A 19201-nucleotide genomic window follows, 5' to 3' on the forward strand; every position below is an offset into this window, starting at 1 on the left:
ATCCGGGGCGGAGAACCTGCCTGCTCCCAGTGCCACGGGCGGATTCACAGCGGGAGCTGGAAGCCTGTGATGAGTGTCTGGAGCTGAGCGATGAGCTGCCCCCACCAGCCGGTCACTTGCATGACCCCCACGGCCACCAGTAGCACTCCGCCGACTCGCATCACAGCCCGCGCGTGCCGCCGTGCCCAGGTGAAGCGTCGCATCACGCCGTCGAACGACGCGGCCGCGAGCAGGAAGGGAAGCCCGAGGCCCAGGCTGTATGTGAACGAGAGCACGGCTCCGCGCCCGGCGCTCGCACTGTCCGCCGCCAGGGAAAGGACGGCCGCGAGTGTGGGGCCGATGCACGGCGTCCAGCCGATCGCGAAGAGGGCGCCGAGCAGCGGCGCGCCCGCGAGGCCCGCGCCGGGCCGGACCGAGGGCCGCCAGCTGAAACCGGCCAGCGGCAGCTTGTCGAGCAGCCCGGCGAAGACCAGGCCCAGCACGATGATGAGCGAGCCCAGCACGATGCCGAGCGTGCGCTGCTGCGCCACCAGCACGGCGCCCGCACCACCGAACAGCGCCCCGTAGCTGGTGAAGACCGCGGCGAAACCGCCCACGAACAGCAGGCAGCCGACCAGAACCCGCCATCTCGGACCGCGCTGCCCCGTATCGGCCGCGCCCGCGCCGGACATCCCGGCGACGTACGACAGGTACCCCGGGACCAGGGGGAGGCAGCAGGGAGAGAAGAACGAGAGTGCTCCAGCGGCAAGTGCCAGGAGGAGGGCGAGGACGAGCGGGCCGGCCAGGACCGTTTCGCCGACAGCGGCGGCCACCGTCACTTGTCCGCACCTCCGCCGGTCCTCTCCGCGGCGAGATCCTTCACCAGCTCGCTCAGGGTCGTGTACGTGGTCCGGCCGATGATGCGGGCGGCGATTCGTCCGTCACGGTCGATGATCACGGAGCTGGGAACGGCGGACAGCGGGATGCGTCCGTTGAATCCCAGGAGGAGCTTGCCGTCGGGGTCGCGGAAGCTGGGGTACGTGATGCCGTAGTTCCGCTCGAAGGCCTTCGCCGCCGCGTCGTTGTCCCGTGTGTTGATGCCGACGAACCGTACGCCGAGGTCACGGGTCTCCTCGGACACCTTCTTCAGGTCGGGTGCCTCGGCCCGGCACGGCGCGCACCAAGATCCCCACACGTTGAGCACGATCACGTTGCCGCGCAGGTCGGCCAGGTCCAACTGGTCGCCAGTGATCGTCTTGCCGCTGAGCATGGGAGCCATGGGCCGTTTGCCCGTCGGGTACTCGGTGAGTCCGTCCTGGGTGCTGGAGGCGGCCGCCTTCTCGGTGTCCGACGAGCCGGACGTCGTACTCGTCCCGCACGCGGCGAGCAGCAGAGCGGCCGCGACCACGCCCGCAGCCTGCCGCCGCATTCGAGAGCTCGCCCCTGCCCGGCTGGTGCCTCGGTCCACCAGTGACGTCGCGGGAGCGGACTGCGTGTGGGGTGCCGTTGAGGCCACGGCTGTCTCTCCTTCACCGGGATATGGCAGAAGCTGCTAAGTAGCTTAGGTGGCTCCTTCGGAGCGATTCAGCCGGGGCCCCTGGTGCGGCCGAGGCCGTTCGTGCGTCGCGTACCCGCCTCTGATGACAGGCCTGGCGACCTGTGTCGACGCCGTCGCCATGTGGAAGCTGCGCAACCAGGACGAGCGGTATCCCGCACGCGGGTGTGTTGCCGGTCGACGCGTGCCCGGAGAGCGGTTGGCTGCTGCGCGTCGGGGGGGACCGGGGCCGCCGCCACCGCCGAAGTGCGGCTGCGCAGAGGGTCGGCTCCTAGGGCTGGTTCGCACCGCGGAAGCAACTCGGCCGGGGTCTCCTCCGCACCCGGGGGCCCTGCCACACCCGGTATTGCCGCTCGTATATTCGGCCACAGTGGATCGCCGACTGGCTTGATCCTGTCGGTGGAGCGAGGGGCAGGTCGCGGTGGTCGGCTATCTGGTGTTCATGGTCTGCTCTGGCCTGGTCGTCGTGCTGGCGAACGCCTTGGCGAACTGGCGGGACCGGCCGCTGTGGCGTGGCCCGGGCCGCGCGGGAGCGCTGGGTATACGGGCCAGGCTCGCGGGCGACGGGGAGTCCTGGCCGGCTCGGCCGGTCAAGGGTGACCTGTGGGTGCCGGACGGGAATGGTCCGCTCCACTTCGTCGACGGGGTGCGCAGTCCGCTCCCGGTGGCCCGTGGCGGGCGGGTGCTGGGCACGGTCCCCCTGCGGGGATTCCCTCACGAAGGGCCGCTCGTCGCGCGGCAGGTGACCATGGTCTACGAGCCGTCGGACGGGGCCGGCGTACTGCGCCTGCGCGTTCCGGAATCGGCTGTACCGTTCCTGGCGGGCGCGCTCGCCGGGGCGGCGGGTCCGGCTGCCGGATCGGCCACCAGACCGCCGCACGAGGTGTTCCGCCTCTCCGCGCGGCGGGCACTGAGAGTGCCCCGTCCGGCCGCGCTGGCGCTGATGGGGGCGATGCTGCTCGGTCTCTTCGGTCTGCACACCTTCGTCCTCGGCAAGCCCGTCACCGCGGAGGTCACCGCCAAGCGCGACGGCGTCTGCTCGGTGCGCTGGCAGGACCCCTGGAGCGGCGGCACGCGCACGGCGGGCGTCGACTGCTACGGCGATGAACGGGCTGGTGATCCGTTGCGGATATCCGCCCGGCCGTGGCCCGTGCGCGGCGAGGCCGCCGACCTCGAAGACTCACCGTTCATGCTGATGCTCGGCCTGGTGGTGACCGGCACGGGCGGAGTCGTCGGCGCCGCGGCCGCGTCGCTCGGTGACGTCGTCCGGCTGCGGGCGCTGCGCCGGTTTCTTCGCGACGGCCCGGCGGGCAGGCAGCCGTCTGCCCTTCTGAGGGCCGCCGACATGGTCCCGTGGTGGAGCGCCGCGGCCGGGGCGCTCGCCCTGGCCGGCGCGGGTGTGCTGCTCTCCGCGTACGGCTTCGGCACGACCGTACGGGCCACGGTCACCGGCACCGAGGAGTACGTCTGCAAGGTCCGCTGGCAGGATCCCCGGGACGGGACCCGGCAGAGCGCCGAGGTCGACTGCGACGACCGTGCGGTCGAGGCGGGCCAGTCCCTGGAGATCACCGCACCCGCCTGGCCGCTGCGCGGCGAAGCCTTCGACCGTGGGATCACTCCGTGGGTGCTCGGCGGCGGCACGGCGGTCTTCCTGGGCCTCGCGGCGGCGGGCATCGTGTTCCGGGTCCGCGAGGCGGGCGGGCACTCCGGTGTCCCGGCCATGTCGGAGCCGAGGACGAACTGGGACGCCGTCCGGGACGCGCCGGTGTCCTCGGGTTGGCCGGTCCCTGTGCCCGCTGGTGCCGACGCCCGCCCGGCGGACGTACTGGACCGTGCCCATCTCGCCGCCGTCTCACGCCTGCTCGCCTCACGCCTGAGCGGGTCGGCGACCACCCGCCCGGGACGGCGCGAGCCGGACATCCGTACCACGGGGTGGTGGCGCTCGCCGCGTCTGCGGCGGCTGGTGCTGGCGTCCTGGGTCTCCTGGGGCGGTCTGCTCGTCCTCGCGGTCACGGCGGGGCTCTCGGGCTGGTGGTGGGCGACGGCGCTACGGCTGTGGGGTTCCGAGACGGCGCCCGCGCGGGCCACTGTCGCCCTCCGCTACGACGACGTCCCGCTCACCCCGTGGCTGGTGCCCGGTGACGCCGAGATCACCTTCCATACGGCGGACGGCCGCAAGGTCACCACGGACCTCGCCTACGGGGACGAACCCGCCCCGAACGAAGGCGATCGGCTCACCGTCGAGTACGCCGTGGAGTCCCCGTCCGCCGCCCGCCTCCCTGGCGATCCGGGCCTCGACCGCGGACTGTGGATCAGTGGTGGGGTCGCGGCGGCAGCGCTGATCCGCGTGGCGTGGGGCGGTGTGTCCGGCTCGCGGGTCATGCGCCGTGTGCTGGCGGCCGCCCGCGGCGCCGAGACCAGGACGGCCGACTATGTGCTGCTGCCCGATCCCGAGGACCCTGCTGCGGCGCCGCCGCAGTTGGTGTTCTTCACGAACGGCGAGAATCGCCCTTTCGCCCTGCTGGAAGCCGTACCGGGCACGGCCCGCTCACGCCTGGTCGACTGGCTGCCCCGGGAGGGCACAGCCGAACTGCGCTCCGTGCCAGGGGAGCCCGAGACGGTCGTGCCGTGGGTCGACGGGCACCCGGTCTGGCCGCTCAGCCCGCTCTTCGATCTTTCGGATCCGGAGGAGGAGCGGGACTTCCGGGAGTATGTGGAGGAGTTGACGCCGCCCTGGATCGCTCTGCCGGGGTCGCAGGGGTTCCGTGACGATGAGGAAGACCCCATGAGGGGCGAGGTTGCCCGGTGACGGTGAGGGCCCTGTAAAGGGCGAGGGACCCTGCGCCCCTCGACCAGGAAGCCCGAAGGCTACCGCGGGTGAAACGTCCACAAGGCGTAGAACGACTGCGAGGACGGACGGGGACTCTGGGTCGCATACCGCCTCGCGTGCATCGGGAGGACGCCATGACCTGGAAGATCGACCGCGCTCCATGGCACCCCGTGCACCACACCGACGATGACCACGGGGCCGTTCCTGCGCGCCTGTCCCGGAACGGGGAGCACGCGGCGGACACAACTCCGCTGAGGCGTCGCCGACCGAGACGCACATAGTGAGCCGGCGTAGCTGGACGGGTAGCGCCCCCAACAGGTGCCATACAGCTCTGTTGGGGGCGCTTCACCGTGCCTGGGTGAGTGCCTCACGGTAACGGCCGGAACCCCGGCCTTGGCGCTGATGCCGTGTGGGACCCGCGTTCAGATCAGCTCAGTGACCGGTGTACTCGAAAATGTAGAGCCCGAAGTCCCGGTCGGACGCTGCCACGTACTCCTTCCCGAATGAGTTGAAGGTCTGGACGCCCCAGAAGTTGTTGCCGCCCTCGTCGATGAAGCGGCCGACCTCCACCAGCTTGTCGTTTTTGATCTTCGTGACCCGGAACCCGCCCGCGTAGTAGGCGAAGTACGCCAGGTCGGGCCGGACGCCGGAGGTCGCCACCTCGTGGATCGACAGGTCACCGGAGCCGGAGGCGTACGCGGGGTCCTGGCTCTCCGGAATGGCGTAGGTGTCCAGTTCGGTCATTTTCCCGCCCTTGTTGCGGTAGAGGTGCGCGTAGCCCCAGCCGTCGAAGTAGGAGGAGAAGGTGAGCCGGTCGCCCTTGGTACCGATGTCCACCGGCAGGGTGGCGGGACCGGTGCCGGCGAGACAGTCCTCGTTGCTGTAGGGCTGGTCGAAGGCGGCGAAGCCCTGGCCGCGCGGTGCGACGCCGAAGGTCGGCAGGGTGCCCTCGACGGTCATGCCGCTCTGTGCGTCGCAGGCGTCTGAGCCGGTGCGGTTGAAGACGAGCACGGCGTCGTAGCCGCCCGCCGCCTCGACGTTGGCGGCCTTCTCGGTGAACGTGCAGACGCCGCGCTCCACGACGGCGATGTCCACGGCGGCCGGGTCGCCCGCGGGGACGGCGGGGCTGTCGTTGCAGCCCAGGCCGGCGTATACCGTGTCGCCGGTGATGGCCTTGCCCGCTTCCAGCGGGATGCCCTGGCCGGCGGTGACGGCGGTGTTGTCGTCCAGGTTGCGGGCCGAGAGCGCGTACGGGCCGAAGTCCTCGTCGGCGCCGATCACATACCGGTTGCCGAGGGTGAACTCGGCCTGGTGGCCGTTGCCTTCCGGTGCCACGTCGCGCCCGCTCCCGGTGCCTTCGGGGTCCGGGTCGGTGAAGTCCGTGTCGCCGATGTACTTGAGGTTCTTCGGGTCGGTCGCGTCGAGCGCGACGTAGCCCGCGTCCCAGTAGGAAGCGAGCAGGACCTGGCGGCCGCGGATGTTCTTGACGACCATGTCGTGCAGGAACATCTCGGTGAGGTTGTCCGGAGCCGCCTGGACGATCTGCGGGAACGCCTCGTCGAGGTCGTACTCGGCGATGAGCTTCGGCTTCGTCGGATCCGTGAGGTCCATGATGTCGACGTCCGTGCCCTCTTCGTTGTCGACGATCGCCGCGTACGCCTTCCGGCCCGCGTCCCACGCGAACACGCTGTGGATCTGGCGGGCGGTCTCCGTCGTCTCGCCGTCCAGCGTGAAGTCGCCGACGCCCTCAGCGAGTGCCTTCGGCTTGGTGGGGTCGGTGACGTCGTAGATGTTCATGCCGCCGGAGCCGGTGTCGCCGCAGATCTCGTTGTTGCTGACGAGCACGTCACCGTTGAAGGACGGTGTGGAGAGGTGCACCGTCTGGATGCCCTCGCCGGGGGCGCTGCCCGCCGGGGCCGGGATAAAGCCGACTTCCTTGGGCTTGCTGGGCTTTCGGATGTCGACGACGTACACGCCGGTGTTGTCGCAGCCGACGCCACCCCAGGAGGCCAGGTAGGCGTAGCCCTTGTAGACGCCGACGTCGGCGATCTTGCCTTCGACGACATTGCTCAGCTTGAGCTTGCTGACCAGCCGGACGTTCTTCTGCGTGGCCGGCAGATGTCCGTCGCTGCCGCCGTGCTGGTCGTGGCCGTGTGTGGCCGCCGCGTTGTCGATGGCGCCGTCGGATGCCGAGACGCCGTCGTGTGCCTGTGCGGAACCGGCGAGAGCGGTCGTGGCGAAGAGCATCGCCGCGAACACGCCCACGCCGGTCTGTCTGTGGGCCTTGCGCATGCTTGACCTCCACTCGTGCGGCCGGGGTGACCGGCCCATAACGAGGTGATGCCGGTCACCAACTGACCGGCACCGCGAAGGTACTTAGTACGGTGATCAACCGTAAAGGGCTTTAACCTGATCGTATTTTGCGGGACTTGGGCTGAGCGTGGTACGCATGGGAGTCGTCGAACGGGTGATGGGCGGCAGGTCTCCAGCGGGCTGGCAATGTCTCCAGCGGGTCGGCGCGACGTACGCCGAGACACAGTTCACGTTCGCTCCCTGCCCGAAGCCGCCGGGGAATACTGTTGGGGCGCATGGACCAGCAGGAACAGGCCGAGGCCGAGCAGGCATCGCCGGGCTATCACGAAAGCAAGGACGCCGTCCTCAAGCGGCTCCGCCGCATCGAGGGCCAGGTCCGTGGCCTGCAGCGCCTGGTTGAGGAGGACCAGTACTGCGTCGACGTCCTCACCCAGGTCGCGGCCACCACCAAGGCGCTCCAGGCGGTGGCGATGCAACTGCTGGAAGATCACCTCGGGCACTGCGTCCAGGACGCTATTACCGCCGGGGGAGACGAGGCACAAGACAAGGTGGCGGAGGCTACGCGGGCCGTCGCCCGGCTGCTGCGTACCTGATCCCGGCCCAGTTGCTCGACCCCCAAGGTGCACCCGTTGACATCTGCGCGATGTTGCCGATGGGCAGGGGAGCGCGCTGGAAGTGCATGGGGCGGCCCGAGGGGGGCTTCCGGCACGCTCGGGGCTGAGCCGTCGAGCCCGAGCGACGGGCTCGACATCGAGGCGCCCGGCCTCATCGGACCGGGCGCCTCAGCCGAAGGGGCAATGCCTTGCGGTCACTTGAAGGACCGCAGCCGCAGGCTGTTGGTCACCACGAACACCGACGAGAAGGCCATTGCGGCCCCCGCGATCATCGGGTTGAGCATGCCGGCGGCGGCGAGCGGCAGCGCGGCGACGTTGTAGCCGAAGGCCCAGAAGAGATTGCCCTTGATGGTGGCGAGGGTCCTGCGGGACAGGCGGATCGCGTCCGCGGCCACCCGGAGGTCGCCCCGTACGAGGGTCAGGTCGCCCGCCTCTATCGCCGCGTCCGTGCCGGTGCCCATGGCCAGGCCCAGGTCGGCGGTGGCGAGGGCGGCCGCGTCGTTGACGCCGTCGCCGACCATCGCGACCGAACGGCCCTCGCTCTGCAGTCGCTTGACCACGTCCACCTTGTCCTCGGGCAGGACCTCGGCGATCACCTCGTCGATGCCCACGGAACGGGCGACCGACTCGGCGACGAGCTGGTTGTCACCGGTCAGCAGGACGGGCTTTAGGCCGAGCGCGCGCAGTTCGGCCACGGCTGCGGCGCTGGTCTCCTTGACGGCGTCGGCGACGGTGAGGACACCGCGCGCCTCGCCGTCCCACGCCACGGCGACCGCCGTACGCCCCTCTGCCTCTGCGGCGGCCTTGGCGTCGGCCAGCTCCTGGGGCAGGTCGATGACCCACTCCTTGAGGAGCTTCTCGCGGCCGACGAGCACCGCGTGACCGTCGACGACGCCCTGGACGCCGAGGCCCGCCACGTTCTCGAAGTTCTCCGGCACCGGCAGGTTTCCGACTCGGTCAGCGGCCCCAGCCGCGATGGCCTGGGCGATCGGGTGCTCGGAGGCGTGTTCCAAGGCGCCGGCCAGCCGCAGCAGTTCGTCCTTGTCCGTGCCCGGTGCGGGGAACACGTCCTGGAGCTGCATGCGGCCTGTGGTCACGGTGCCGGTCTTGTCCAGGACGACGGTGTCGACGCGGCGGGTGGACTCGAGGACCTCGGGGCCCTTGATGAGGATGCCGAGCTGGGCTCCGCGGCCGGTGCCGACCATCAGGGCGGTCGGGGTGGCCAGGCCGAGGGCACAGGGGCACGCGATGATCAGCACCGCGACGGCGGCGGTGAAGGCGGCGGTGGCGTCACCGGTGACGAACAGCCAGGTCAGCAGGGTGCCGAGGGCAAGGAGGATGACCACGGGGACGAAGACAGAAGAGATCCGGTCGGCGAGGCGCTGCACCTCGGCCTTGCCGTTCTGGGCGTCCTCGACGAGCTTCGCCATCCGGGCGAGTTGTGTGTCGGCGCCGACCCGGGTCGCCTCGACGACCAGGCGGCCGCCCGCGTTCACGGTCGCTCCGGTGACGGAATCGCCCACTGTCACGTCCACAGGGACGGACTCGCCGGTCAGCATGGAGGCGTCCACCGCCGAGGAGCCCTCGACGACGGTCCCGTCGGTGGCGACCTTCTCTCCGGGTCGTACGACGAAGCGGTCACCGACGGCCAACTGCGCGACAGCGATGCGTACTTCCTTGCCGCCCCGCAGCACCGCGACGTCCTTCGCGCCCAGCTCCAGAAGCGCCCGCAGCGCCGCGCCCGCCTTGCGCTTGGACTTCGCCTCCAGATAGCGCCCGGCGAGGATGAACGTGGTCACCCCGGCCGCGGCCTCCAGGTAGATGGAGGAGGAGCCGTCCCCACGGGAGATGGTGAACTCGAAGCCGTGCCGCATACCCGGCATCCCGGCGTGACCCCAGAACAGCGCCCATACCGACCAGCCGAGCGCGGCGAGCGTACCGATGGACACCAGGGTGTCCATGGTCGCGGCGCCATGCCGGGCATTGGTCCACGCGGCCTTGTGGAAGGGGAACGCGCCCCACACGACGACCGGCGCGGCCAGCGTCAGCGAGAGCCACTGCCAGTTGTCGAACTGCAGGGCCGGCACCATCGCCATCAGGACCACGGGCACGGTGAGCACCAGCGACACGTACAGACGCTGCCGCAGTGACAGGAGCTCGCCGTCCGCCGCCGGAGCGGCCTCACCATCACCCCCGTCGGCGGTGGCGGACGCGGGCGGAGGCGGCTCCTCGGCGGTGTAGCCGGTCTTCTCGACCGTAGCGATGAGGTCGGCGACGTCGATGCCGTCCGTGTAGGAGACCTTCGCCTTCTCGGTGGCGTAGTTGACGGTCGCTGTGACGCCGTCCATGCGGTTGAGCTTCTTCTCGATACGGGCCGCGCACGACGCGCACGTCATGCCGCCGATCGAGAGCTCGACCGCGGAGGGGGGCGTGGGTGCCGTGTCGGGGACTGCCTTCTCGGGAGCCGTGCTGGTCATGTGCGTATCTCCAGGGGGAGGCCGGGACGTACAGCGTCCGTATCAGCGGAGCGATACGTCCCGGCGCGGGGAGGAATTCGCGTGTCCGAGGCCCGTGGGCCCCCGGTGTCAGGCGCGGCCGACGAGCTCGTAGCCCGCCTCGTCGACGGCGGCGCGGATGGCCGCCTCGTCGAGCGGCGCGGCGGAGGTGACGGTGACCTCGCCGGTCTTGGCGACGGCCTGGACCGCGGTGACGCCGTCCAGCGCGGAGATCTCCTTCGAGATCGCGCCTTCGCAGTGGCCGCAGGTCATGCCGGACACCTTGTAGACGGCGGTGACGCCGACGCCCTGGACGTCGACCTTGGTGCCGGAGCCGCAGGAGCCACAGCAGGAGCTGGTGTTCGTCTCGGTGGTCATGGCTTCTTCCTCGGGTCTGGATGCGTGGGTCATTTCCGGGAGAGACGCCGCTTCCCTGACCCTCCCGGCCGATAACAACACTATACCCCCTAGGGGTATTCCGGTACCTGTGATGCCGCTCACGCGATCTGTTTGAAACGGGCCCGGATAGCTAATTTACTTAGTAGGCGCGTCGCGACCTGCGACGACAACTTCACATCGAGGCGACGGTGAGCAGGAACCCGGTGAGAGTCCGGGACGGTCCCGCCACTGTGACCGGGGCTGCCCCGGGAGTCAGACACTGACCCGTCGTCCTCCTGAACGGCGGGGCGTGTGCACCCCGCGAGGAGGTTCCATGAGTGCTTCGGCGGCTCCACAGGTACGACCGGCCGCTGGCCTGGTCGTCCATCCGCTGCGAGACGGGCTGATCGCTACCGCGGCGGTGATCGTCGCCCTGGTCGCGCTGGACGCGGTCTTCCTCGACCAGGGCGCGCTGCTGTCGCCGGTGCTGGGCAAGGTCGCGACATCCGCCAACTACGTCCACGAGTTCGCCCACGACGGTCGGCACCTCCTCGCCGGCCCTTGCCACTGAGGGAGCGTTCGTGACGTCACTTCTGTCCCTGCTCGGGCGCGGTGCCCTCGCAGGCGGAGCCGCCGGCGTGGTCAGCGGAGGATTCTCGTGGCTGCTGGCCGAGCCGCTGTTGGACAAGGCCGTACGGCTGGAGGCGGCCCGCGAGGAGGCGAGCGGCGGTTCGGCCGCGGCGGAGGTCTTCTCCCGTTCCACTCAGCACGCGGGTCTGCTGGTGGCCGCCGTCCTCACCGGAGCGGCGATTGGGATCCTCTTCGCCGTCGTGTACGCGATCCTGCACCGCCGGGATCCGGACGCTGAGCCCTGGCGGCGGTCGTTGATGCTGGCGGGCGCCGGCTTCACTGGGGTCTGGCTGCTGCCCTTCCTCCGCTATCCCGCCAACCCGCCAGGCGTGGGCGATCCGGGAACGATCGACACCCGCGTCAACGCATGGCTCGCGGCCATAGGGATCGGCGTGATCGCCGTCGCCCTGGCCTGGCGTCTCCAGGGGTGGCTGGCGGAGCGCGGTCGTTCCGCACCGCAGCGTCAGCTGGCCGTGACGGCCATCATGCTGGCCGCGCTGGCGTCGCTGTTCGCGCTGCCGGACAACCCCGACGCGGTGACCGCCCCCGCCACGCTCGTGTGGGACTTCCGGGTGCTCTCGGCCGCGTCCATGGGGCTGCTCTGGGGCGGGCTGGCGGTGGGCTTCGGGCTGCTCGGCCTCCGGGTGGCCCGCGCCGGGACAGCGCCGAGTCGTAGGGGTGTGGAGCGTTCGGAGCTGGGGCCGTCCGTCGTCTGAAGGATGCCGCCACGCAGGGAAGTTGACAGAGATCGGTCTCTGGGCGACCGCGCTGCATCCCTACGAAACATGACCTCCTGGCCGGACGGCACGCGTCGTGCCGTCCGGCCGCTGTTGCCCGGGGCTCGGCCGAGAGGTGCGAGCAGCGGTCGGTCGGTGCCCGTGTGCGGTATGGGCTTCGACCGTGGGCGGGACGTCTCAGCGGACGATCAGAGTGCCTGTCATGTTCGGGTGGAAGGTGCAGACAAAGTCGTACTCGCCTACCTTGGCCGGGGCGGTGAACGTCCCGGACTTCCCGCCGGAGATGGTTCCTGTGTCGAAGGCGTCGCCCTCCGTGGCCGTGACGGTGTGGGCGGCGGAGTCCTTGTTGACCACCGTGATCTTCTCGCCCGCCCGCACTTCCGGATTCGCTGGGCTGAACGCGAAGTCCTCCATCGTGATGGTCTTCGTGCCTGCGGTGGGGGACGAGGGACTCGACGAGGAGGTGGCGGGGCTGGGAGAGGTCGAGGCGGGTTCGTCGGTCCCGTCGGAACAGGCGGTCGCGAGCAGCACGGCGGCTGCTCCGAGGGCCAGCGGGACGGCACGCCTGCGGCGGGGTGAAGGTGACATCGGACCGGACCCTTCGGGTGGGCGCCCGCGGGCGGCTTGCGCTGGGGATCATGAAGCCCGAGCCCGCCCGGGCGCGTGGAGCGCTTGCGTCCATTCTCTCCGTCCCGGGCGCCGAATACGAAGACGCTTCGCGGATTGGGGCATGTCGAGTCCGCCCCGTGCTGATGGCGACACCCCTACCCTGCTCTGCGCTCTCTCGCCGCGGTGAGTGATGCCGTCCCCGCGCTGGCCGGGATGCCGGAACTCACGCGGCCATCATCAGCAACATCGCCGACATGGTCCCACCCATGCAGATATGGGCGGCCAGCGCCGCGTCCGGCGCGGCTCCGAGCTTGCGGCGCCTGCCGCGCCCCGCCCCGCCCGGCTGCTGCGCCATCTTGCTCTTGTCCCACACCGAGAGCGTCAGCGAGGCCAGGAAGACGAGCACCGTGTCGGGCATGGCGAGCAGCCAGCGGCTCACCCCCTGCGAGCCGCTGCCCCGGCCGCGCTTGCCGGTGCCACGGACCCTCGCCCATACAGAGGCGCCGATCGAAAGCAGGAAGTACACGGCGAGCACCGCGATCACCCACCGCCACACAGAACCGGACCCTCCTGAGGAACCCGCGTCGGCCGCGGCATTCGCCATGCCCGGCATGTCCATCCCGCCGTGCATGGAGCCCATGCCCTCCATGGATTCCATGCCGGCCATCTGATGTGTACCCGTCGTGCTCGCCGTGTTCTCCATCCCCGGCATGCCCGCCATGGAGTGCCCGCTGCCGAGGGCGAGCACCGGTCCGGACGGTGTACTCGTCATGGCGAGCGTCATGATCACCATGCCGAAACTGCCGACGATGAGGTGCACCCAGTGGCGGCCGTGCTTCCACCCGCACTCACGCGTCTGCTTGACCGCCATCACCACCGCCCCGAGCCCGAGGACGCCGAACGCCACTGACCACCACATGCCGTAGCCCGCGTACCAGCCGACCGTCACCGGGAGTGCCATGGCGGCCATGCACAGGCCCATCAGCAGGTCGCCGCCCGCCGCGAACCGGGTCTCACCGCTGGTGGTCACCACCCGGACCGCACTGACGGCGGCCACTAGGGCGGAGACCAACGCGATGGCCCAACTGAGCGCGAGGATTCCCATTTCACCTTCCCGTTCGTCCGAGCTGGCGGGCCTGCGCTGCCGACGCCGCCTCGTCGTACGGAGCACCGCGAGGGGCGCTACCTGGGCATTAACTGCTAGTGCCCTTAGTACGTTTCGGAGCCGGAGGGTGTTCAGGTGGTCGGTGGGATTGCATACCGCGGTCTGGTCGACGCTTACAGGAGTGCCGGAACCGCCTGCGGCCGGACGGCTCAACCGAAGTCGTTGACCTGGTCGACCGTCGAAGGAGCGGTGGCCTGCCACTCCTGCGCACTCAGCAGGCGGGTCCGCTCGGCGAGCCGGTGCAGGGCAGCGATGGCGCCTCGGTCGAGGGGCGCACCGCTGTAGCCGACGTAGGCGATCACGCCGGGCGTCGGTTCCCAGGCCAGTACACCGTTGCCGCCAAGCTCGGACGTGATGACCGCGGGCTTGCCCCGCACGGTGCCGGAGGGCTGGGTGTCCGAGGCGTACAGCAGGTCCTCGAAGCCGCCGCAGTGGGCAACGCCGGTGAAGGTCAGGCCGCCGGACAGCTCGCTGGCCTCACCGACTTCGCCCGATCCGTAACGGGCCTCGCGCAGGTAGTGCGGGCGTGCTGCGCCCGTGGACACCACCGAGAGTCCGGAAGGCGGCCTGACCTGGGGACGCCCGGATGCGACCGTGGTCGCGGTGGCGATCGCCACGAGCTGCGACTTCGGCAGGTCACTGCGGACCCGTGCGTACGAATCCGCGACGGGCCAAACGATCTCACCGTCACGGGCCCAACCCGCTGCGCTACCGATCCGGACCGGGCGGCCGGCCTGAGGCTTCGGCACAGGGAACGTCACCACCGCACCATTGAGGCCCAGCGAGCCGTCCGGACGCCGCACCGTCACCGTCCACGGACCGGTATTAGCCGTCCGGTCGTGCCGGTTCAGTGAACCCTCGCCCAAGGCGACTCCCGTGATCACCAGGCCGGGCGTCTCGTCCCGCGGGCCGGCAGCGTCCGAACCGTCCGGGAAGGGGCTGCCGGTCGACGATGGTGGCGACGGTGACCTCTGAGGTGCTGCCGACGGCGAGGTTTCTTCCCCAGCCACGAGGATGAGGCTCACCACAAGCGCCGCGATCGTCACGACGGCCACTGCTGCCACGATCAACCAACGCGGCGGTCTCCACGGTGGCCGCTCCGGGCCACCGCTGAGAATCTCGCTCATGCGCCGCAGCCTCCTCCCTGGATGGACAGACGTACAGCACGGGATGGCACCAGCGTCCTGAGCCCATCATGGGCGGACCGGCAAGCCCTGCCCATGGTCACGACGTGTCGCGCAGCCAACGCGCCCGCACGAGACGTCTGTTGGGCGCGCTTCACGAAGCGCCTTCATGTCTTGTGTACACCGCCCGCTGCTCATCGGTTCCAGCCTGGACGGAGGCGCGTGGCCACTCGGAGTGGGGGAGAGGGTGTCTTCGTCGGAGCACTGTCCAGCCGCACGGCCGACGCCGACCTCCGCAAACACGACCGGCTGGGGCTCAGCCGAAAGTGGGAGTCGACCGACGCGCGGAGACGACCGGGGCGTCGCGCACGGACTGCTGCCCGGACAGCAATGGCTCGCCTCTCCCCGTGGTGCTCGGCTCCCTGGGCGGGATTCCGTGGCTCAGGCTCCCGGCTGCGCACTTCCGGGCGGGCACCTGCCGCCGGTCGGCGCTTCCCTCGGCCGTCGAGGGCGGTGCTACGTCGGGTCGAGGCCGTGGCTGCGCAGCCACGCCAGCGGATCGATCGCATCGCCGCCGCCGGGGTGTACTTCAAGGTGGAGATGAGGCCCCGACGAGTTGCCGGTGCTGCCCGCATAGCCGATGACGGTCCCCGCCTGGACGAAGCCGGACCGGATCCTGGCACTGGCGAGGTGGGCGTACCAGGTCTGGGTGCCGTCGGGGGCGGTCACCTTGACGAGGTTCCCGTAGTACGGATTCCACTCGGCGACGACCGTGCCGTCGGTCACCGCCTTCACCGGCGTGTTCATGGGCACAGGGAAGTCGAGGCCGGTGTGCCGACTCGACCACATGGCCCCGGCCGCCCCGAACAGCTCGCCGACTCCCTTCTGCGCGACAGGGAGTACGAACTTGGGGCGCAGTGCCTCCCTGCGCGCGGCCTCCGCCTTCTTGCGTTCCGCCTCCTCCCTCCTGCGTTCTTGTTCCTCACGCCGCTGTTGGTCGAGGTCGATGCGTTCCTGAGTACGGCTCGCGCGCTCGGCGAAGTCGCCGGCTTCTCGGCTGAGCGTGCGGAGCTGGGTGTCGAACTCGTCGTTGGCGGTGGAGGGTTCGACGGCAGGATCCGGGGCGGCCTGAGCGGCCTTGCCGCTGCTGCCGCCGAGGCCGATGGAGGCGGCAGCGATCCCGGCCATGCCCACGAACGCGACCGAGGGAGCGATCACTGTCAGGAACGCGGATCCTCGGCGCGGGGCCCGGCGACGGCGGCTGCCTGCGCGGCGCGTCGCCGTCCGGTCCGGGGAAGCGGTGGGGGACGGGGCTTTGGGTGCGGTATGGCGTACGGGGGTCTCACCGTGTGGCGGCGCTTGGTCTGGCGGTTCCTCGCCGGGAGAGCCGTGGAGATCGATGAGCTCGGCAGTGCCGCACGGACCGAGGGCGTCAAAGCTGTCCGAGGCCGGGGGAAGGTCCTGCGGGGGAACGGCTGGACCAGTGGTCTCCACCCACTGGGCTCCGTACCACTGGCCGCTCGGGTCCGTTCGGTATCCGGGGGCCTCCCACGTCAGAGCCGTGCCGTGACCGCCGCTCTCGTAGTGGTGCCACGTCTGGTGGCTGAAGGCTTCGCCACCAGGTGCGCTGATGCCGTACACGCCCGGTATCGCACCGAACAGCGGGTCGGGATCGTCATGTCCGGTGTGGGGCTGACCAAGGCTGTGGACAGGATGGCCGTAGGGCTCGTACCGGGCTTCCCGCCAGGCGCTCTCCGGCCATGACTCGTACGGGGAGGCGGCAACGGGGACTGCCGAGGTCGGGATCCCCGACGCATGACGGTCGTCCACCAGCACCTTCTCTTTCACCTGGACAGCCGAGGGAGATCGGCGACTGCACCGGGGGGAGCCCGTACGAACATCAGAACGCCCTTAGATCCCGAGCGGATACTAAACCACTACGTAGCGTCTTAGGCGACCCGAGCGTGTGACGGCCGTGACGATCCTCGCCGACAGCCCGCACTGTGCGACCGTGGGGCCGCCCCGACCCGCGCTGTCTTTCCGCAGGGCAGGCGGCACGTGGAGAGGCCGAGCTTCCTGCGGGACCTCGAGAACCAGCCCCGCCCGAGATCCACGACGCCTTCGTCGAAGCCCGGTGCCACTGAGTGAAGTTGGTCACGCCGCGAGGGTGAGTGGGGACCATGTGCCGCGTCCTTCGTTTGTCAGAGAGCTGGTTGCTGTCCGGGACGACAGAAGCAGCCGAGCCACACAAGCCGCCACCGCTGAACACGGTGGGCCACGCATTGGGGGAATCACTGTCATGCGCCTGCCGCGCCCGCACCCGAGCGCCATCCTCAAGCTGTGTCTGCCGCGCACCCGCGCAGGGCAGCGGCGGGCCGTGCAGGCGGTGATGCTCCTGTGCGTGCTGGCGCTGCTTCCCGCGACGTGGGTGTTCACGGCGGCGGACGGCCGGCTGCGGACGACAGTCGACGCCCCGCGCACCGGGGTGGCCGTGGTCTTCGGCGCGGGCCTGTTCGGGAACGGTGAGCCGTCGATTTTCCTCGCCAACCGCCTCGACGCGGCGGCGGAGTTGTACCGCGAGGGTCGTGTCGAGGTGGTTCTGGTCACGGGCGACAACAGCACCGTGCACTATGACGAGCCGCACGCCATGCGCCACTACCTCACCCATCGTGGTGTGCCCGACGCCAGCATCGTCAGCGACTACGCCGGCTTCGACACCTGGGACTCCTGCGTGCGGGTCAAGAAGATCTTCGGCGTCGACCGCGCGATCCTCGTCAGCCAGGGCTTCCACATCCGTCGGGCGGTCGCACTGTGCCAGGAGGCGGGCGTTGACTCGTACGGCGTCAGTGCGGCCGACCACCAAGACGCGGTCTGGTACTACAGCGCCACCCGCGAAGTGTTCGCCGCGAACAAGGCCGCCCTGGACGCGGCGTTCGAGCCGGACCCCCAGTTCCTCGGGCCGAAGGAACCAGGGGTGGCGCGGGCGCTGGCCGCCCGGTGATCAGACGTTGGCTGACGACCCGTTGAATCGCGGCGAGCGCTTCTCCACGAAGCCATGTTGGTCGGCCCGTTCGATCCTCCGGCGCCGCGAACAGGGCGTGGAACACGCGCCATTCGAAGGACGTGCCGTCGCCGAGCCCCGTCTCCGCAGGCGCGGTCGACGCACTCCCGGGCCGCCCGCACCGCCGTCGTGCCGGAGCGTCACACCGCAGTCCGGGTTCCGGGCCATGGCAGTCCCGTCGTCGGGACACGGTGGCACGCTCACCCCTCCAGCAGCGGGGTACGGCGGCCAGAGCGGGCGACGGCGACCAGGATCACCCCCGACAGCCCGTACAGCGCGACGGTGGCAGCCGCCCGGCCCGCACCCTCCTTCTGCGGGGCGGGAGGCACGTAGAGCGGTCGGTTCTCGTGCAGGAGCTGCGAGGAGCCGGCCTCGACCGGGATCCAGGTCTCCGTCGTCGAGGCCCCGGCGTCGCGGAAGGCGGCGTAGACGAACCAGCGGCCGGACTCCGGCACAGTGACGTACCCGCGGTACACGCCGTCGCCGGACGAGGTGAGGGGGGCGGACAGCTCCTGCCCGGCGCGACGTGCGACAAGGATGGCGCGGCCGGATGCGTTGTTCGGCTCGGGAGCCACGGTGACGTCGATCCGGGAGCCCCGAGCGGTCGTCCGCCAGTGGGCCTCGCCCGCCTCGGTCCCCTGACCGGGGTCGTGGGCGACCGCGCGCCCGGCGGACAGCAGGGGCAGTGCCAGGGTCAGCGCGGCGACCGTGAGCCCGGCTGTCCGAATCACAGTCAGCCGGTTGCGTGGCAGCCCCTCCGCGGCGAGCACGACCAGTACCGAGCCGCCCAGCGAGAGGAGCAGGGACGGGACGATCTGGTCGGCCGCGACGGTCGAGCCGTGCGGTAGGAGGGGGAGCAGCGGCACGTACGCCGCGTGTACGGCGAGGGGAACGACGGGCGCGAGCCACCACAGGGATGTCCGCCACCTGCGGAACACGTCGGCCGCGAGGGCGACGACGAGCACGGGCGGCACGATCGGCGTGGAGTGCCCGAGACCGGCGAGTACCGGAATCACGGCCAGCCGCACGGCGGTGGCGACCAGGGCCGCGCGCGTGACGGCCCACGGATGCGAGTCGAACCGCCGGATCAGCACGACCGCCAGGGTGAGCCCGGTGGCGGCGGCCGGCAGGAACCAGACGGCCGAGTACTGCGGCACGTCGGACTCGTACTCCATGACCGGCGCCAGCGAGGCCGCCAGGACCAGTCCGCCGCCGAGCACCAGGGGCCGGCCGCCGCCCTCGGCGGCGATCGCCCGGAGCAGGGTGACGGCCAGGGCGAACGTGGCGATGATGGCCAGCAGGTGGGGCGGACTCCACAGCACCGCGTCCCGGCCGAACGCCGTGTGCCAGGCCTCGTCCGCCGGAGCCGAGATCCCGATGGCTCCGGCGGACACGACCGCCCACCGCAGGAGCGGATCCGCCAGGGCCGTGCGAAGGCCCCGGCCGCGGACCCTTCCGATCCCCCACCACGCAGTGGCAGCGAGCGTCACCATGAGGGAGCCATAGAGCAGTACGTGCGGTGCGCTCCAGAAGGTGTCCCGGCCCACGTCGGTGTGTAGGGAGTCGTCCCAGTACATGCTGAAGAGTGCCAGCAGCCCGCCCGTTGCCGCTGCGATGAGCCGGTTCATCCCCGCCCGCCTCCGTGGTTGACGACGCTCTATACGGCGAAACATATACCCCCTATGGGTATGATGGAAGCTGCTGTGGAAGG

The 19201-nt window shown here is 70.4% G+C and carries 15 protein-coding genes and 1 riboswitch; of the genes, 5 read left to right on the forward strand and 10 right to left on the reverse strand.

What is annotated here, in order from left to right; genetic code table 11:
• Positions 1-44: 44 nt before the first annotated feature.
• Positions 45-818: a cytochrome c biogenesis CcdA family protein gene (locus AOQ37_RS03900; protein WP_078889969.1), complete on the reverse strand. Its 774-nt coding sequence runs from the start codon at positions 816-818 to the stop codon at positions 45-47.
• Positions 815-1387 (reverse strand): TlpA family protein disulfide reductase, encoded by a 573-nt coding sequence (locus tag AOQ37_RS03905; protein WP_234436785.1) that lies wholly within the window; start codon positions 1385-1387, stop codon positions 815-817. Before AOQ37_RS03905 ends, AOQ37_RS03900 begins: the two co-directional genes overlap by 4 nt.
• A gap of 568 nt (positions 1388-1955) precedes the next feature.
• Here AOQ37_RS03905 and AOQ37_RS03910 point away from each other — a divergent pair.
• A complete protein-coding gene (locus tag AOQ37_RS03910; protein WP_062641075.1) occupies positions 1956-4343 on the forward strand; it encodes a hypothetical protein in 2388 nt (795 codons plus the stop codon).
• 453 nt (positions 4344-4796) lie between these two features.
• Here the strand turns inward: AOQ37_RS03910 and AOQ37_RS03915 are convergent, their stop codons facing one another.
• A complete protein-coding gene (locus AOQ37_RS03915) occupies positions 4797-6656 on the reverse strand; it encodes a PA domain-containing protein (RefSeq protein WP_062641076.1) in 1860 nt (619 codons plus the stop codon).
• Between the two features lie 296 nt (positions 6657-6952).
• Here AOQ37_RS03915 and AOQ37_RS03920 point away from each other — a divergent pair, with 296 nt between their 5' ends.
• Positions 6953-7270 (forward strand): metal-sensitive transcriptional regulator, encoded by a 318-nt coding sequence (locus tag AOQ37_RS03920; protein ID WP_062641078.1) that lies wholly within the window; start codon positions 6953-6955, stop codon positions 7268-7270.
• A 215-nt stretch (positions 7271-7485) separates the two neighbouring features.
• On the opposite strand, the gene AOQ37_RS03925 is transcribed toward AOQ37_RS03920, so the two are convergent.
• Both AOQ37_RS03925 and AOQ37_RS03930 read right to left on the reverse strand, forming a co-directional pair.
• On the reverse strand, positions 7486-9768 hold the full coding sequence (locus AOQ37_RS03925; RefSeq protein ID WP_062641080.1) for a heavy metal translocating P-type ATPase: 2283 nt from the start codon (positions 9766-9768) through the stop codon (positions 7486-7488).
• A gap of 108 nt (positions 9769-9876) precedes the next feature.
• Complete coding sequence (locus AOQ37_RS03930; protein WP_062641082.1) at positions 9877-10164, reverse strand: heavy-metal-associated domain-containing protein; 288 nt, start codon at positions 10162-10164, stop codon at positions 9877-9879.
• A gap of 148 nt (positions 10165-10312) precedes the next feature.
• Positions 10313-10467: riboswitch (cobalamin riboswitch) on the forward strand.
• 31 nt (positions 10468-10498) lie between these two features.
• Between AOQ37_RS03930 and AOQ37_RS03935 the strand changes: the two genes are divergently transcribed.
• A complete protein-coding gene (locus AOQ37_RS03935) occupies positions 10499-10735 on the forward strand; it encodes a CbtB-domain containing protein (protein WP_062641084.1) in 237 nt (78 codons plus the stop codon).
• A 10-nt stretch (positions 10736-10745) separates the two neighbouring features.
• On the forward strand, positions 10746-11510 hold the full coding sequence (locus AOQ37_RS03940; protein ID WP_062641086.1) for a CbtA family protein: 765 nt from the start codon (positions 10746-10748) through the stop codon (positions 11508-11510).
• 198 nt (positions 11511-11708) lie between these two features.
• Here AOQ37_RS03940 and AOQ37_RS38315 read toward each other — a convergent pair whose 3' ends face one another.
• From AOQ37_RS38315 to AOQ37_RS03960, 4 genes are all read right to left on the reverse strand, one after another.
• Positions 11709-12119: a cupredoxin domain-containing protein gene (locus tag AOQ37_RS38315; protein WP_234436786.1), complete on the reverse strand. Its 411-nt coding sequence runs from the start codon at positions 12117-12119 to the stop codon at positions 11709-11711.
• A gap of 244 nt (positions 12120-12363) precedes the next feature.
• Positions 12364-13245 carry a DUF5134 domain-containing protein gene (locus AOQ37_RS03950; protein ID WP_078889971.1) on the reverse strand — a complete coding sequence of 294 codons (882 nt, stop codon included), beginning with the start codon at positions 13243-13245 and terminating at the stop codon, positions 12364-12366.
• Positions 13246-13454: 209 nt separating this feature from the next.
• Positions 13455-14432, reverse strand: coding sequence for a hypothetical protein (locus AOQ37_RS03955; RefSeq protein ID WP_159401296.1), 978 nt, complete (start codon positions 14430-14432; stop codon positions 13455-13457).
• A gap of 513 nt (positions 14433-14945) precedes the next feature.
• A complete protein-coding gene (locus tag AOQ37_RS03960; RefSeq protein WP_062641091.1) occupies positions 14946-15647 on the reverse strand; it encodes a M23 family metallopeptidase in 702 nt (233 codons plus the stop codon).
• A 1081-nt stretch (positions 15648-16728) separates the two neighbouring features.
• Here AOQ37_RS03960 and AOQ37_RS03965 point away from each other — a divergent pair.
• Positions 16729-17430, forward strand: coding sequence for a SanA/YdcF family protein (locus AOQ37_RS03965; RefSeq protein WP_062641093.1), 702 nt, complete (start codon positions 16729-16731; stop codon positions 17428-17430).
• 260 nt (positions 17431-17690) lie between these two features.
• Here the strand turns inward: AOQ37_RS03965 and AOQ37_RS03970 are convergent, their stop codons facing one another.
• Positions 17691-19118 carry a hypothetical protein gene (locus AOQ37_RS03970; RefSeq protein WP_062641095.1) on the reverse strand — a complete coding sequence of 476 codons (1428 nt, stop codon included), beginning with the start codon at positions 19116-19118 and terminating at the stop codon, positions 17691-17693.
• Between the last annotated feature and the right edge of the window lie 83 nt (positions 19119-19201).

It is taken from the genome of Streptomyces maremycinicus (assembly GCF_001184025.1).
GTDB classification, from domain to species: Bacteria; Actinomycetota; Actinomycetes; order Streptomycetales; family Streptomycetaceae; genus Streptomyces; species Streptomyces maremycinicus.